The 14,919-nt window shown below is 38.1% G+C and carries 15 protein-coding genes; 9 read left to right on the top strand and 6 right to left on the bottom strand.

What is annotated here, in order from left to right; all coding sequences use genetic code 11:
• From BM141_RS23085 to BM141_RS18265, 3 genes are all read left to right on the top strand, one after another.
• Positions 1-533, top strand: a 533-nt coding sequence (locus BM141_RS23085) for a hypothetical protein (RefSeq protein WP_394331691.1), incomplete at its 5' end; no start/stop codon positions are given.
• A 134-nt stretch (positions 534-667) separates the two neighbouring features.
• Positions 668-1,300: an N-acetylmuramoyl-L-alanine amidase gene (locus BM141_RS18270; RefSeq protein WP_091548912.1), complete on the top strand. Its 633-nt coding sequence runs from the start codon at positions 668-670 to the stop codon at positions 1,298-1,300.
• Between the two features lie 158 nt (positions 1,301-1,458).
• The gene (locus tag BM141_RS18265; protein ID WP_091548911.1) at positions 1,459-2,067 is read left to right on the top strand and encodes a YceI family protein; all 609 of its coding nucleotides are present in this window, start codon (positions 1,459-1,461) and stop codon (positions 2,065-2,067) included.
• Positions 2,068-2,128: 61 nt separating this feature from the next.
• Here BM141_RS18265 and BM141_RS18260 read toward each other — a convergent pair whose 3' ends face one another.
• The 4 genes from BM141_RS18260 to BM141_RS18245 all read right to left on the bottom strand — a co-directional run bounded on the left by BM141_RS18260 (position 2,129) and on the right by BM141_RS18245 (position 4,512).
• Positions 2,129-2,776 carry a spermidine synthase gene (locus BM141_RS18260; RefSeq protein WP_091548910.1) on the bottom strand — a complete coding sequence of 216 codons (648 nt, stop codon included), beginning with the start codon at positions 2,774-2,776 and terminating at the stop codon, positions 2,129-2,131.
• Positions 2,773-3,183, bottom strand: a complete 411-nt coding sequence (locus tag BM141_RS18255; RefSeq protein WP_245764105.1) for a PPC domain-containing DNA-binding protein — start codon at positions 3,181-3,183, stop codon at positions 2,773-2,775. The genes BM141_RS18260 and BM141_RS18255 overlap by 4 nt, the downstream gene beginning before the upstream one ends.
• Positions 3,184-3,260: 77 nt before the next feature.
• On the bottom strand, positions 3,261-3,827 hold the full coding sequence (locus BM141_RS18250) for an AAA family ATPase (protein WP_091548909.1): 567 nt from the start codon (positions 3,825-3,827) through the stop codon (positions 3,261-3,263).
• 49 nt (positions 3,828-3,876) lie between these two features.
• Complete coding sequence (locus tag BM141_RS18245; RefSeq protein WP_091548908.1) at positions 3,877-4,512, bottom strand: DUF3267 domain-containing protein; 636 nt, start codon at positions 4,510-4,512, stop codon at positions 3,877-3,879.
• Positions 4,513-4,694: 182 nt separating this feature from the next.
• Here BM141_RS18245 and BM141_RS18240 point away from each other — a divergent pair, with 182 nt between their 5' ends.
• The 4 genes from BM141_RS18240 to BM141_RS18225 all read left to right on the top strand — a co-directional run bounded on the left by BM141_RS18240 (position 4,695) and on the right by BM141_RS18225 (position 11,582).
• On the top strand, positions 4,695-5,690 hold the full coding sequence (locus BM141_RS18240) for an ABC transporter ATP-binding protein (protein WP_091548907.1): 996 nt from the start codon (positions 4,695-4,697) through the stop codon (positions 5,688-5,690).
• A 96-nt stretch (positions 5,691-5,786) separates the two neighbouring features.
• Positions 5,787-6,632, top strand: coding sequence for a rhomboid family intramembrane serine protease (locus tag BM141_RS18235; RefSeq protein WP_091548906.1), 846 nt, complete (start codon positions 5,787-5,789; stop codon positions 6,630-6,632).
• Between the two features lie 310 nt (positions 6,633-6,942).
• Positions 6,943-9,990: a SusC/RagA family TonB-linked outer membrane protein gene (locus BM141_RS18230; RefSeq protein ID WP_177217446.1), complete on the top strand. Its 3,048-nt coding sequence runs from the start codon at positions 6,943-6,945 to the stop codon at positions 9,988-9,990.
• 68 nt (positions 9,991-10,058) lie between these two features.
• Positions 10,059-11,582, top strand: a complete 1,524-nt coding sequence (locus BM141_RS18225; RefSeq protein ID WP_091548904.1) for a RagB/SusD family nutrient uptake outer membrane protein — start codon at positions 10,059-10,061, stop codon at positions 11,580-11,582.
• Positions 11,583-11,648: 66 nt separating this feature from the next.
• On the opposite strand, the gene BM141_RS18220 is transcribed toward BM141_RS18225, so the two are convergent.
• Entirely contained in the window at positions 11,649-12,161 is a 513-nt protein-coding gene (locus tag BM141_RS18220) for a c-type cytochrome (RefSeq protein ID WP_245764104.1), read from the bottom strand.
• Positions 12,162-12,375: 214 nt separating this feature from the next.
• Between BM141_RS18220 and BM141_RS18215 the strand changes: the two genes are divergently transcribed.
• Positions 12,376-13,461, top strand: coding sequence for a bile acid:sodium symporter family protein (locus tag BM141_RS18215; protein ID WP_091548902.1), 1,086 nt, complete (start codon positions 12,376-12,378; stop codon positions 13,459-13,461).
• Positions 13,462-13,551: 90 nt separating this feature from the next.
• The gene (locus tag BM141_RS18210; protein WP_091548901.1) at positions 13,552-13,980 is read left to right on the top strand and encodes a DUF2147 domain-containing protein; all 429 of its coding nucleotides are present in this window, start codon (positions 13,552-13,554) and stop codon (positions 13,978-13,980) included.
• Between the two features lie 45 nt (positions 13,981-14,025).
• Here the strand turns inward: BM141_RS18210 and BM141_RS18205 are convergent, their stop codons facing one another.
• Positions 14,026-14,916 carry a glycosyltransferase family 2 protein gene (locus BM141_RS18205; protein WP_091548900.1) on the bottom strand — a complete coding sequence of 297 codons (891 nt, stop codon included), beginning with the start codon at positions 14,914-14,916 and terminating at the stop codon, positions 14,026-14,028.
• Between the last annotated feature and the right edge of the window lie 3 nt (positions 14,917-14,919).

Here is a 14,919-nt window from a genome sequence, read left to right as displayed (position 1 = left end):
ATGTCTTGCGTAGAAATCAGGAATTTCATTTCTCTGCTTTGGAGATTGCTAAAAGTCAGTTGTCTTGGATTGGCAAGGGAGAGCAAAAGCATGGAGTTTATTTCATTGAGGCTTTCAAGCATGATTCTTGGGCTACCGTGAAGGTGGTGAACGCTCAAGGACATACCTCCAGCAATCCTTATGCAGAAGAAGTGGCTTTGCACTCTGGGGTAAACAAGTTTAGAATCCGCTATGTGAACAATCACGGCAAGATGTTTTTCTCTAAGGAAATAGTATATTTCTCTGACAAGGAATCTGTGAGTTTTTTCCCTAAGCAAGTAGAGCATAGTTTGACTTTCTCTGCACAGGTCAAATATGAAATCCATGATGAGCATAACAACTTGGTAATGAAAGGCGAAGGAGAGCAGGTGAACTGTGCTACACTCAGAGCAGGCAATTACTACATGATTTATGACAACAAGACCGAGAAGTTTAGCAAGGTAGAACCTGTCATCTTGGAAACAGCTAAGAAAAATAAAAAGGGAGGAAGATAAACCAAATAAGGCTTTTATTACCATATTTTTCATAGGCATCATATCAACATAAAAAATATAAACCGATTTAGCTATATTTATGCTAAATCGGTTTTTGTTGTATTTTTGTAGTACATAAAAAATTTACAATTCCTATGCTCAACTATTTTATTTTTTTGTTTTTAGCAAGTTGTTCATTTGTTGTTCAAGACAATGATAAGCCCCAAATTATCAAAAAACACCTTGCCCATAAGTGTTCTCGCTCCCGTACAGCCAACGATGATGTAAGTAGAATTATGCTTCATTTTTGTAGCATTGCTCCTGAGGAGCCTGATAATCCGTATGATTTGGACAAAATTTTAGCTTTGTTTGAAAATAACGGAGTTTCTGCTCATTACATTATCCATAGAAACGGGCAGATTTATGAGCTTGTAAGCGAAGACAGAGTAGCTTACCATGCAGGCAAGGGCAAACTCCCCTTTTCTCCTTCTTTTGAAAATAGTTTGAATGGTCATTCTATTGGTATAGAAATGACCGCCATAGGCTCAGAAAAAGACATGATGATGTTCATGAGCAAGGAACGATATGCCCAAATAGACAAAAAGCATATAGGCTTTACTGAGGAACAGTACGCGGCGTTGAATTGGCTATTGAAAGATATTATGAGCCGCTATCCTGCCATCAAAAAGGATAGACAGCACATAGTTGGTCATGAAGAATACGCACCCCTGCGCCGCACTGACCCCGGTGAGCTTTTTAATTGGAAAAAGATAGGCTTAGAGAAATAGTGTTAATTAATGATAAATAGAAGCACTTGTCGGAACTTTGGTATTATTTTGAACATTTGAGGATAAAATATGTTATAACATATATATAACATTATTTCCCAATAATACCAAATATAATTTCTTTTCTTCAGTTCACTAAACACTAATTTTTTAAGATTATGAAAAAGTTTTTCGCTTCTATCATCGGATTTGTTGTGATTTTTTCAGTAGTAGCTTTCACTACTTTTAAAACTGAAACTTACAAAGCCAGTGTTCAAGAAAGTAAGATTGGCTGGTTTGCTAAGAAAGTAACAGGACAACACAATGGATATGTAACGCTCAAAGAAGGCGCACTCAAAGTAGAAAATGGGAAAATCGTAGGAGGGGAGTTTACAATGGACATGACAAGCATTTCTTGCGAAGACCTTAAAGATGAAGGGATGAACACTAAACTTGTAAATCACCTCAAGTCTGATGACTTTTTCTCGGTGGAGAAAAATCCAACTTCTAAGTTTGTTATCAAGAAGGTAAAATACACAGGGAAAAAAGGGAACGATGACACTTATAACCTTACAGGCGATTTGACTATCAAAGGAATTACTAACTCTATTACTTTTGATGCTAAGACTACAAGCAGCGAAAACAAAATCACTGCGGCAGCAAAATTTACCTTTGACCGTTTACTTTGGAAGATAGAGTACCGCTCTGGAAAGATTTTTGAAAGTATAGGCGACAAGATGATTTATGATGATGTAGAAATGACCTTAAACATGGTCTTTACTAAGTAATTTATCATAGCAATTTTTTCTAAATGAATACCCTTGTGAAGTTTGGTAAACTTTACAGGGGTTATTTGTTTGTTTTTCTGCCTATCAGTAGCGTATTCGCCCCTTCTACTTTCTCGTACCTGCTCAAATCAAAACAAGTCGCCAATTGAGTACAGATACAAGAAACCTTCTCGTCCTCGATTTGATGAATACCAGCATTGAAAATGAAATACCCATTTTTTTGTATCAGTAAAGTAAGTTTTTTCCAAAAGTCAAACTGAAAAAGTGAATCAGGCACCGCATCATCAATAAATATATCAATTATCACTAAATCATATACTTGTTGGCATTGCTGGACATAGCTTATGGCATCTGTACACAGAATAATTAAGTTTTCATCTTGCTTAATCCTAAACTCTTCGTCAGCGATTTGAATAACTACTTCGTCTATTTCTATTGCCGTAATTTTCCCTTTGTGCTGATACTTTTCTCTCAAAGTTTTTAGTACACTTCCACCCCCTAACCCAAGAAGAAGAAGGTTTGCCTCTTGGTGAAAATTTACTTTGGAAAGTCCGAAATCCAATATTTTTTGCAAAGAACCATACGAATAGTTAGCATGAAGGCTGTTAAGGTATTTTTTCCCATCAGCCCAAGTAATCTCTAATTCTCCATTGATATTTGAGCTAATTTTTTTTGTAATAGGGAAAAGGTAACTCAGTAATTTTTTCATTTGGGATAGACTTTTAGTTCTTTGTAAGTAGAAATAGTATCTAACTCACGAGTAAAACGCAACTGTGGTAGTATGCCTATGGCAATTTCTGCGGTGGTGTAAACTAAGCAACCTTCTAATAAGTGTCCGCCAATGGTTTTCCCTGTACTGTCCGAAATAGAAAGATGCAAATGACTTCCACTTGTGGCAAGCGTTCCTACCAAAGATACTATTTCTTGTTTGCCTTCAAACGTAGTACCTTGCGGTTGATTTGCCAAACGTAAATGACTTGCTTGCAAGCTACCTACACAAGTCAAGACAATTCCCGCTTTTATCTGATTTTCTTTGACGAAGTTTTCTAATGACTTTTTTAAATCTTCCATAGGTCGCAAGCGAATAACACTTACTTGCATTGAGCTGCTTAACATAGTATCGGACTTTGAGTTTTCAAGTGAGCTTTTCTCTTGACAGGCGAGAACAAGCCAACACAAAAATAGGTATTTTCTCATTGAGTTTCTTTGAGTTTGAAAAAATCACGAACAGCTCGTACCGCATTCTGAAGTCTATCTTCTCCCAATCCTCTAATTTCTATAAAATTTTGCTGATGATGTATAAGTGCATTTTTAAAAAGAGCGTGCATTTCGCTGCGAGCATAGGGACGATCGCGCAGAGGGTCTGCCTCCCAAACCACATCTACATCAAGCAAAAGGTATAAATCGTATTTCCGATTTACTACTGCTCTGGGTAGCCAAGCTGGGTGTTTTTGGAAATAGTAGTTGCTGTAAATCAGGTTAGTAAGCAAGTTGGTATCATAAAATATCAAATTCTGTGCTTGACCTTCTAAGCTATCTTCTAAAGCAATTTGTCCAATAGCCATAGGCTCTATGTCTGCATAAGTAGATACAATATGCTTGGCATATCTGCCCTCAAGATGGTTTTTCATAGTCAAGTAAGCACGCGTAAACTCTGGACACCAAAGCGTATGAAAATATATAGCTAACTGCTTAGCCAAAGTGGTCTTACCTGTGGACTCGGGACCGAAAATGACTACTTTCTTTACTATTTCATTCATCTAAGAAAAGTGCATGTAGCTTGAGCTTGCGTTTTTCACAAGGCATTTTTCAATAAGTTTCTTTCAACTCATAAAAATAAGACATTTTCTCAGGAACGTCATCATAAGTCAAGATTTTCCTTTGTCGGTTTTCCCAAAAGAAACTTACTAAGGCAAAATCACCTCCAGAAGCCAAACTATGAAAAATCAGGATACTCAAGCATACGTAAAACCAAAAACCTGTGCATAGAAAAAGTCCTACTACTAAGCCCAAACTAATGCACACAAAAGGAATCAGAGCAATGAAGTAAAACTCTTTGGCATTGGCTACAAACTTATCTGCTACGGCTACAAACACAAATTGCTTCCAATTAGCGTGTATTTCAGTGTTTTCTGCTCCTACTATTTTATAAGCCAATACATGCAAATACTCGTGAATCAAAATTATCCCTGAGAAGCAAAGCAAGATACCAAGCCCGACTCCTCCCAACAGTTTTGCCCAAGAAATTTTTGCCTCAAGGAGGTCAATAGTAACCACTGCTCCCAAAAAGCCAAAGGAACTCATGCTAAAAAGAAAATAGGCAACAGTAAAAATATTGCGTTTTTTAAGTTCTTGTTGTGCAAATTCTCTAATTTGCTCATGATTGAGTTTATAGAGAAGTTGGTATTTGTGCGTATCTTGTAATTCTTGAATGGATAGTTGCATAGTGATTTTGTTTAAAATTATTCAACTTAGATTTTTAATTTTCTACTTAATCATTTTTTTAATTTGACGATGAGAAAAGCTATCAATTTTACAATACAAATAACGAGGCTTTATAGAAAAGTGTTAGTGAAAAAAAAACTAAAGAAAACTTAAAGAAAACTTAAAAATATATCGCATCAATCATGTTTTTAGAAGTCAAAAATATTTCCAAAAAGTATCAACAACAAGCAGAAAAAGCAGTATCTAACATTTCCTTCTCAGTCGATAAAGGAGAAATTTTAGCCATAGTCGGTGAAAGCGGCAGTGGGAAAACTTCACTTCTGCATATCATCGGCGGTCTTTTAGAACCTGACGAGGGCAGTATTTTCTTAGAAAATGAAAGAGTACTACCTCCCTCAGCACGCTTAGTAGCAGGACACCCACACATCAACATAGTACATCAGAACTTCAAGATGTTTCCTTTATTCAACGTTTACGACAATATTTCTTACTTTTTACGCCATTACAATATTGATTATCAAAACCATAGAGTATCAGAACTCCTTTCTTTATGCAAGTTGGAGGGTATAGAACGCAAACTCCCCAATGAACTTTCTGGAGGGCAATTGCAAAGAGTTGCCTTAGCTGTGGCTTTGGCAAACAGACCTAAATTGTTGCTTTTGGACGAACCTTTTAGTAACTTAGATGCCAGCCTCAAATTGTATTTGAAAAAAGAAATAGCTAATATTCTCAAAGAAAGTAAAACTACAGCAATTATCGTTACTCATGACCCCCAAGATGCTTTCTTGCTTGCGGACAGGATTGCCGTGTTGCATCAAGGGAAGTTGCTTCAAGTAGATAAGCCTCATATAGTTTATCAGTTCCCTATCAATCAATACGTTGCACAACTTTTTGGAGAAGTAAACTTATTTGATAATGGTACGGCAGAGCTATTTCAACTCACCCATAAGCAATCGTCTATCATGATTCGCCCTCATGATGTTCTGATTGGCAATAAAAAAACCCTCAATGCAGTAGAGGCAGCAATAAAAACGATAGATTTTATGGGCGCGTTTTATCGTTTGGAAGTAGTATTGCCCAATGACAAGGCATTTATTATTTATACTTCTTTTACAGATGCACAAGTCAATGAAAAAATTTGCGTACAAATAGACAAGCAAAAACTCTTAATATTTTGACAATTTTACTTGCATTTTAACAGATTATTTTTTTTCATATCCCAAATATTTTGCCTATATTGACGTTCCAATTACTAATTAAACCGAAAGTAAATTATGGCAATATTAGTAGAAGTTTCTCTTTGGATACTTATTACCGTTACGATACTTACTTCATGGCAAGGCTTCCGCAATTACGCCTATTTTGATAGATATTTATTTGAAGTGGAAAAGATAATCATAGACAAGCAGTTTTATCGTCTGCTAAGTGCAGGTTTTTTGCATACCAATTGGCTACATTTGATTTTTAACATGGTATCGCTCTATGTTTTTAGCGTAGGCGTAGGGCATATACTTGGAGTAGTTAATTTTTTTACTGTATATTTCGGCAGTATGTTGATAGGAAATTTATTGGCATTATACATTCATAGGCAACATGAGGACTACTCTGCCGTAGGTGCTTCTGGGGCGGTAAGTGGTGTTATTTTTTCTTCTGTCTGCTTCATGCCCCAAGCAGAAATTGGTTTTTATTTCATTCCCTACACTATCCCTGCTTGGGCTTTTGGGTTGTTTTTTGTCCTTGTATCTATTTACGGCATTAAAAAGCAAGCAGATAACATTGGACACGAGGCACACTTAGGGGGTGCTTTGGCGGGCATTATTATTTCTATTTTTCTTAGTCCTCATCTACTCAAACTGAACTATCTCCCTATACTTATCATGTTAGTCCCTATCATAATTTTTTTGCTTTTAATTGCTCTTTATCCTACTTTTTTGCTTCTCCCTAATCATTGGAGCATTACAAAAACTACCAAAGAAACTGTTAAAACCAATTATGATGACTTAGATGATGAAACTGCCCTCAATGAACTCTTAGAAAAAGTAAGTGCCGTCGGCTACTACAACCTCACTAAACAAGAAAAGAAAAAATTGGAAGAATTGTCAAAGAAAATTGAGAGCTAATTTTTTCATGAAATCTTTGAAATGTTAAATCCTGTTTAATGACTATCAAATTTCAAACGATTGCAGGACGCATTTTTTAAACATTTTACCTAAGAAAAATATAATTTTCATAAAAAGCCTTGACTTGTAAAGTAAAAGCACTAATTTAGCCTCATGGTTTTACTAATATCTGTTAAAATTAATACAAGTAAGTAGTCATATATATGGATTTATGACTTTGTCTTTAACCAGTTTAATTAATTCACCTATCTATTTTAAACCTTATTTTTTATTACATTTTTATTCACTCTTATCTAAAAAAAAAGTAGATATGAAAAGAGCAAGTACAACTCGTTCCAAACCAAACACAACAAGTAAGAGAAACTTGTTTTCTTTTATCCTTGCCTTTTTACTTTGCATGGTGCTGATTCAAGGGACTTATGCACAAAGTAGAACGGTAAAAGGGAAAGTAACCTCGGCAGATGATGGTTCTTCCTTGCCCGGGGTAAACATTGTTATCAAAGGGACTTCTACAGGGACAACTACCGATGTAGATGGAGCTTACACTATCAACGTTCCAGACGGAAATGCTGTTTTGGTGTTTTCTTTCGTTGGTTTCTTATCACAAGAAATAACCGTAGGGAATCAATCTACCATTGATGTCAAACTGGCGGCTGATATAAGAGCTTTGTCAGAAGTAGTAGTAGTAGGTTACGGCGAAGCTAAAAAAACAGATGTAACAGGTGCAGTAGCCCAAATTACTTCTAAGGACTTCAACGTTGGGGTGATAAATAACCCCATGCAAGCTGTGGCAGGTCGCGTAGCAGGTTTAGTAGTAGGTTCTCCCAACGGCGACCCTACTAACAATAGACCTACTATTCGTCTTCGTGGTACCTCTTCGCTTAGTGCTAACTCCGAACCTTTGGTAGTCATAGACGGAGTAATTGGCGCACCCTTGAATAGCGTTGCGCCAGAAGATATCGAGAAATACGATGTGCTAAAAGATGCCTCTGCTGCCGCAATTTACGGTTCTCGTGGTGCCAATGGGGTCATCATTATTACTACTAAGAAAGGCAAATCTGGCAGAACAACTGTAGATTACAATACTTATGTAGGATTTGAAAGCGTGGCAAAGTTTGCAGACCTATTGACTGCTGACGAGTTTAGGCAAAAAGCCAGAGAAAGAGGCTTGCCTTCTCAAGGCTTAGACTTCGGGGCAAGCACCAATTGGTTCAAAGAAATTACCAGACAAGCAGTAAGCTATAACCACGGTCTTTCTGTTTCTGGCGGTAACGATAAGTCTAACTATCGCGCTTCTGTAACTTACTTGAATCAACCCGGTGTAGCTTTGAACTCTGGCTATGACCGCTTAAATGCTCGCTTGAATATTGGACAGAAAGCATTGAACGACAAGTTAGACATGCAACTCTTAGTTTCTGCAAACACAGAAAAGTATAACTTTGTCCAATACGATGCTTTCCGTTCAGCTTTCCGTGCTAACCCTACCCTTCCTGTATTCAATGCTGACGGTACTTACCGCCAGCCTGACGGCTTTGAGATTGAAAACCCTGTAGCAAGGTTGCAACAGCTAACAAATGAAAGACGCGATAAGCAGTTCTTAATCAATGGGAAAGCTTTTTATGAGATTATCCCCGGATTAAAAGCAGGTATCAATGCTTCTTATAGCATCTATAATCAAAATGGCTCAAACTTCACCCCAGCAGAGTACAGAGGTTTTGGCAATAGGCTTTCAAGAGGGGAAAGATACACCAGAGAGGTAGCTGATAGGTTAGTGGAAACTACTCTGTCTTACAATAAAACTATTGATAAGCACAGATTTGAAATCTTAGGTGGTTATAGCTATCAACTTTTAACTAACGAAGGTTTTGGAGCCAATAACAGAGATTTTCCTGACGTATTTGGAGCAAATAATTTGGGAGCTGGTGAGGTAAACGTAGATGGTACATTCTTAGGAGGGGTATTCTCTTACAAATCTGAAGCTAAATTAGATGGATTGTTAGGTCGCGTGAGCTACTATTTTGACGACAAATATTTGATTACGGCTAATATACGTCGCGACGGTTCATCTCGTTTCGGTTCTGCTAATAGATATGGGGTTTTCCCTTCTATTTCCGCAGGCTGGGTGATTAGCCAAGAATCTTTCATGAAGGGAATTGACTTTATTAACTTCTTGAAATTGAGAGTAGGTTATGGAGTTACTGGTAATCAGGACGGTATTGCTGACTATGCTGCTCGTGCCTTATACGGTCCAAGTGGTAAATACTTCTCTGGTGGAGCTTATAGAAACGCTTATAACTTTATCCAAAATGCTAACCCTGATTTGAAATGGGAGTCTTCTGCTATGACTAACGTAGGCATTGATTTCAAAATCATGGAAGGCAAGTTGGAAGGTTCTATCGAGTACTACAATAAAGATACCAGAGATTTGTTGTTTAACTACCCTATTGCCTTAGGAACAAGATATGGTTCTCAAGAACTTACTGCGGTAGCAAGCTCTATTTTGACTAACGTAGGTAGAGTACAAAATAGAGGTATAGAGTTCCAATTAGCTTATGCGGTAGTAGAAAAAGAAGATTTCTCATGGAACATGAACATCAACTTTGCTCATAACCGCAACAAGATTGTAAGTTTGAGTAACGATGTCTTCAAATTCCCAGAAGATGGTATTCGATATGGTGGTTTTGGTACAGGACAAGGTGGCTTACAACAACCTTCATGGATTCAAGAAGGCTATCCTATTGGTCAGTTTATTGGTGCGGAGTTCATAGGCTTCAATGACAGAGGAGAATTCCAGTATAGAAACGCACAAGGTCAGTTAGTAAATGATGCTTCTCAGGCAGTTTTAGCTCCTATCGGCGATGCTCAACCAAGATTAACTTTTGGGTGGAATAACTCCTTTACCTACAAGAATTTTGATTTGAGTTTCTTCTTTAGAGGCAACTTAGGACAAAAGATAGCCAACGGACCTGACATTGTATTCGGCAATCCTACACTTTTCCCTAATAACAATGTACTGCGTTCAGCATTCCAAGCACCTTATGACCAAATCAAAGCACCACCTCAGTTCTCAAGTCTATATGTGCAAGATGGTTCCTTTGTACGCTTAGACAACTTTAACTTAGGCTATAGGATTCCATTCAAGAATATGTTGGTTAAGAGTGCAAGATTGTATGTTTCTGGTCAAAACTTAATCGTGATTACTAAGTACAAAGGCATAGACCCAGAGTTGCGTACAGGGGCGCCGAGAGATATTTATGGTGGTGCTGATTTAGGTTTGAACCTCTCTCCGGGTGTGAATGAAATTTCGTTCTATCCACGTACCAGAACTTTTGTAATAGGCTTGAATGTTTCCTTCTAAAAATGAAACAATTAATTTAAACAAATTGCTATTAAACTAATATCATATATTTTAAAATTTAGTTAAATATGGTTCAAAAAATTAAAATCTCAGGCATTGCACTAACATTGGTGTTATTTTTAGCACTGAGTTCTTGCAACTTGGATACTAAGGTTTATGATAGGGCTTCCGCGGAAGACTTCCCTAAAACCGAAGCAGAATTTCTTTCCACAGTGAGTGGTGCTTACAGTGCTTTAGGTGGATACAACTGGGCTCCTTTTGAAATCAACGGTCCTACTTCAGATGAAATCGTAGTGCCTACACGTGGTCCGGACTGGGACGACCAAGGCTCTTGGCGTTCTTTGGAAACGCATACATGGACACCTGACCGTCCCGGACAAATCAATGGAGCATGGGAATTTGCGTATGGAGGTATTACCAATGCTAACTTAGCTTTGGCAAGATTAAAAGCAAGTCAATTGCAGTTAGCAGGTAAAGACGTGATTGTAGCAGAAGTGAGAGCCTTACGTGCTTTTTACTATTTTGTATTGTGCGATTTCTTTGGTAATGTGCCTATCATTACAGAAGATACACCCGCAGGAAATCCTCAGCAATCTACTCGCCAGCAAGTATTCTCCTTTATCGAAAGTGAGCTAAAAGCGGCTATCCCACTTTTGCGTAGAGAAAATTCTCAAGAAACTTATGGTCGTGTTACTCAAGGTGCAGCAAACGCTATCTTAGCTAAGTTGTACTTGAATGCACAGGTCTATACAGGAACGCCTCGCTGGGCTGATGTCATCACGACTTGTGATGCTATCATCAACTCTGGTCAGTACCGCTTGAACCCTAACTTCTTTGATAATTTTTCTGTGAACAACAGGAATAGTGCTGCTGCAAGAGCAGAGAACATGTTTATCATTCCTTATGATAAAGTTAATCAAGGTGGCATGATATTCCAGTATAGGACTTTGCACTATGCTCAACAAGCTACTTATCGCTTAGCTTCAACTCCTTGGAATGGTTTTTGTACCATTGCTGAGTTCTATAATTCTTTCCCTGACAACGACGTAAGAAAGAGAATGTGGTTAGTAGGTCCTCAACCCGGTCCCGATGGGCAAACGCTCCGATACAATGACGCTGTAACAGGAGAAAACAACGTGCCTTTGAATTTTACTCCATCAATTGCCTCTCTAGAGCGTGCTTCTCAGAGAGATGGGGTAAGGTCGCAAAAGTTTGAAATCCAAGTGGGCAACAACGTAAACGACCAAGATAACCACTTTGCTATCATTCGCTACGCAGACGTACTAATGATGAAAGCAGAAGCCGCATTTCGCTTAGGTCAAACAGGGGTGGCACTTCCATTAGTTAATGAGGTAAGAAGACGTGCAGGATTGACAGAACTTACTTCTTTGACTTTAGATGCTATCCTTGCAGAGAGAGGTCGAGAGTTTGCTTGGGAAGGCTGGAGAAGAAACGATTTGATTCGCTTTGATAGATTTGCTAATGGCACTTGGCAGTTTAAGCCTGTTACTCCAAAAACTCGCGAGTTACTTCCTATTCCTACTCAGCAGTTAGCTCGTAATCCTAACCTAAGACAGAACCCAGGATATTAATAAATCATTGATTTAAAAAACGTTATAAGGTTTTAAAAATCTTATAACGTTTTTATTTTAGCAGTTTTACTTCTTATTGTTCTTTCTTACCTCTGCAACCTCTTCCTCTGTAATTGCCTCATAATCGTTGCCAAAACTTTTTCTAATAAAAGTCAGCACATTAGCAATTTGTTTATCTGTGAGGAAGTCATGCGAAGCCATTACTCCTTGATATTTTTCTCCATTAACGGTAATCGGTTCATTTAGTCCATTCAATACTACCTTAATCAAACGAGTTTTGTCCCCTCCTACCCATTCTTTGTTCACCAAAGGCGGATTCATGTTAGGTACACCTTTGCCGTCAGCTTGGTGGCAAACACTGCAATAAGTCGTATAAATCCCTTTGCCCGGTAAGTCTGCCACAGTAGCGGTTGCCGTATTGTCTGAAGGAGTAGTTTGTTCTTTTTTTGTTTCCTCTACCTTTACTTCTTCTGTCTTTGCTGTTTCCTGTTTTTCAGTGGTTTGTTCCCCACCTCCACAAGCTACTAAGATGCAAGACATGGCAATCCCTAATAAAAAAGTCATGGAAAAGTTTTTCATTTTAAAAATAGTTTTTGAAATTGATAATATTTTCAGGCTCTTCTGACCTTTTAGCGCAAAGTAATTCATGTGATAACACATAAATTAACGAAATATTAGTTTTGCTGTAAAATTACTGATGAGCCAATTTTCATATTTGCTTTCAAATATATGAATGGAATCAGCCAAATTATTACTAATTTTTGAAAATCCTTAATTTTTAATTACCTTTTCTATGCGAGCCAATCGTACTAATCTCTTGTATATACTTGCTTTTGTTTGTCTAATAGTAGGCATAGGGCTGTTATTTACTGATTTTAACCACGTTGCAGGTTTATTTCTGACGACATTTTTTATTTTCATTGCCTTTGCTTTCCAAACTCACCCTTTCCTCAAAGGCTTTTCCTATACCATGACTATTTTTGCGGCAGTAACAGTAGCGATGTTTTTTCCTCAATATCTCAAACAAGTGGGTGATTTTCAGTTAAAAACACTCATTACTCCCCTTTTACAAGTCATCATGTTTGGCATGGGAACAACTATGAGTTTAAAAGACTTTGCTGGCGTAGTTCAAATGCCCAAAGGCGTAATCATAGGAATTCTTTGCCAGTTTACTATCATGCCTTCTTTAGGTTTTGGTTTAGCAAAACTCTTTGGCTTCGAGGCAGAAATTGCGGCAGGAATGGTACTTATTGGCTGTAGCCCAAGCGGATTAGCTTCCAATGTGATGGCTTACTTAGCCAAAGCCAACGTTGCCTTGTCTATTACTTTGACTGCAATAGCTACTCTCATCGCTCCTTTGGCGACTCCCTTTCTCATGGAAAAATTAGCAGGGCAGTTCATAGAAATCAACTTTTGGAAAATGGTCTTAGATATTACCTATATCGTGATAGTTCCCATAGTGATTGGGTTGATTTTTAATAAGTTGTTTTATGGGAAAGCTAAGTGGTTAGATAGACTCATGCCTTTGGTTTCTATGGCAGGCATAGCCCTGATTATTACTATTATTACTGCCTCAGGAAGAGATAACTTGCTCAAAATCGGCTTGTTACTCATTTTCGCTACTTTCTTACACAACATGTTTGGCTACTTGATAGGCTACTGGACAGCCCGCTTATTGGGCATGAGCGAGAAAAACTGCCGCACTATTGCCATAGAAGTAGGTTTGCAAAATGGAGGCTTGGCTTCGGGCTTGGCAGTGCAAATGGGCAAGGAAGCTACTGTAGGGCTTGCCCCTGCCGTTTTTGGTCCTTTGATGAATATTACAGGCTCATCTTTGGCTACTTGGTGGAGTAGCAAACCTCCTAAAGAAAATAATTAAAGTTTTCTTAACTTTGCAGAAACAATTAGGCTTTTTAACAGTCCTTAAAATGTATATTTATTCCTTTAAAACCAATTAAACGCTTTTACTATGAAAAAAATAGCAATCTTCTCTTTCCTATTTTTGGCAGTCTGCCTAACTACTTCCGCCCAAAGTATTGTGGGCAAATGGAAAACCATAGATGATGAAACCAAAAAACCCCGCTCTATCGTAGAGATTTACGAGCAGAATGGGAAATACTTTGGGAAAATTTTGGAAGTGTTCTATGAACCAGATGAAAAACCCACAGGAATATGCGATAAATGCACAGATGACCGCAAGGGGCAGAAAATAGCAGGTTTGCAAATCATCCGAAATTTGGAAAAGAAAGACAGCGAGTACAAAAACGGAACTATCTTAGACCCAAAGAACGGCAAGGTATATGACTGCAAACTTTGGTTAGAAAATGGGGCATTGAAAGTAAGAGGTTATGTTGCTTTCTTCTTCCGCACCCAAACATGGTACAAGTACGAACAGTAGCAATGGACTTAGCCTAATAACCTGACCTTATTAGGCTAATTTTTCTCACCTAATCCTATTGGGATAATAAAATCGGCGTTTGAGGATTTCCGTAACTGAGCCTTTGTGTCGGTAGCCTTGGAAAGTTCCCAAAAACTGCATGAATCGGAATAGGGGAATATCTACGATGTTTGCCCAAAACTTGCCTTCTTTGAGGGCATGGGCATAGTCAAAAAGTGTATTGGAAAAGAAAAGCAAGATGAAATCCCAAAAGGAAAAATGGGCTTCGGGGAAAATGCGCTTGTAAGCTATGGCTTCTCTTTTGTAGCGATTTTTGATTTTAGCGGGAGTTTCTTCGTGTATATGCACGATGCAAGCCTCTGCTACGTAGCTAATCCAATAACCTTTTTGTAAGATTTTATTTGCCCAATCTAAGTCCTCTAAACCTGTAATATTTTCATCATAAGGCTGCTGCTCCCAGAGCGATTTACGAATCGCACAGTTGGCATTGTTGCAAAAAGGGTGCTTTTGCAAGGGGTGCGACTCTGCGGGAAACCATTTTTTGAAAATTTGATGCTCGGAATATTTAGTAATTTCGTTGCCGATTTGTCTGCCATAGCTTAAAGCAATTTTCTCATTTTCAAAAGGTTTTACTAAGTTTTCTATCCAAAAATCGTCCGTAGGATACACATGTGCAGAGGCAAAAATCAATATCTCGCCCTGTGCCGCCGCTATGCCCTTGTTTAAGGCTCTACCAAAGGTAAACTCTGCGGGCGTAATCGGCACTATTTTGACTGCAAACTGTTTGGCAATTGCTACGGTGCGGTCTGTAGAGCCAGAATCAACTAAAATTACTTCTGTTTCTTTGATAAAACTCTGCCTAAAGATTCGTTCAAAAAGCTGACCAATGTATTTCTCCTCATTATAGGCTCTGATAATAATAGAATATTGGGGCATACG

Origin of the sequence: Thermoflexibacter ruber, from assembly GCF_900113045.1 — a bacterium.
GTDB classification, from domain to species: domain Bacteria; phylum Bacteroidota; class Bacteroidia; order Cytophagales; family Thermoflexibacteraceae; genus Thermoflexibacter; species Thermoflexibacter ruber.
This window is presented reverse-complemented; position numbering and strand designations above follow the sequence as displayed.

What these genes read in the sequence shown, in the direction of transcription:
- BM141_RS18220 (WP_245764104.1), bottom strand. Translation starts at nt 12,161, where the DNA reads ATGAAAAACTTTTCCATGACTTTTTTATTAGGGATTGCCATGTCTTGC.
- BM141_RS18230 (WP_177217446.1), top strand. Translation starts at nt 6,943, where the DNA reads ATGAAAAGAGCAAGTACAACTCGTTCCAAACCAAACACAACAAGTAAG.
- BM141_RS18250 (WP_091548909.1), bottom strand. Translation starts at nt 3,827, where the DNA reads ATGAATGAAATAGTAAAGAAAGTAGTCATTTTCGGTCCCGAGTCCACA.
- BM141_RS18215 (WP_091548902.1), top strand. Translation starts at nt 12,376, where the DNA reads ATGCGAGCCAATCGTACTAATCTCTTGTATATACTTGCTTTTGTTTGT.
- BM141_RS18235 (WP_091548906.1), top strand. Translation starts at nt 5,787, where the DNA reads ATGGCAATATTAGTAGAAGTTTCTCTTTGGATACTTATTACCGTTACG.
- BM141_RS18240 (WP_091548907.1), top strand. Translation starts at nt 4,695, where the DNA reads ATGTTTTTAGAAGTCAAAAATATTTCCAAAAAGTATCAACAACAAGCA.
- BM141_RS18255 (WP_245764105.1), bottom strand. Translation starts at nt 3,183, where the DNA reads ATGTTAAGCAGCTCAATGCAAGTAAGTGTTATTCGCTTGCGACCTATG.
- BM141_RS18205 (WP_091548900.1), bottom strand. Translation starts at nt 14,916, where the DNA reads ATGCCCCAATATTCTATTATTATCAGAGCCTATAATGAGGAGAAATAC.
- BM141_RS18225 (WP_091548904.1), top strand. Translation starts at nt 10,059, where the DNA reads ATGGTTCAAAAAATTAAAATCTCAGGCATTGCACTAACATTGGTGTTA.
- BM141_RS18245 (WP_091548908.1), bottom strand. Translation starts at nt 4,512, where the DNA reads ATGCAACTATCCATTCAAGAATTACAAGATACGCACAAATACCAACTT.
- BM141_RS18210 (WP_091548901.1), top strand. Translation starts at nt 13,552, where the DNA reads ATGAAAAAAATAGCAATCTTCTCTTTCCTATTTTTGGCAGTCTGCCTA.
- BM141_RS18265 (WP_091548911.1), top strand. Translation starts at nt 1,459, where the DNA reads ATGAAAAAGTTTTTCGCTTCTATCATCGGATTTGTTGTGATTTTTTCA.
- BM141_RS18270 (WP_091548912.1), top strand. Translation starts at nt 668, where the DNA reads ATGCTCAACTATTTTATTTTTTTGTTTTTAGCAAGTTGTTCATTTGTT.
- BM141_RS18260 (WP_091548910.1), bottom strand. Translation starts at nt 2,776, where the DNA reads ATGAAAAAATTACTGAGTTACCTTTTCCCTATTACAAAAAAAATTAGC.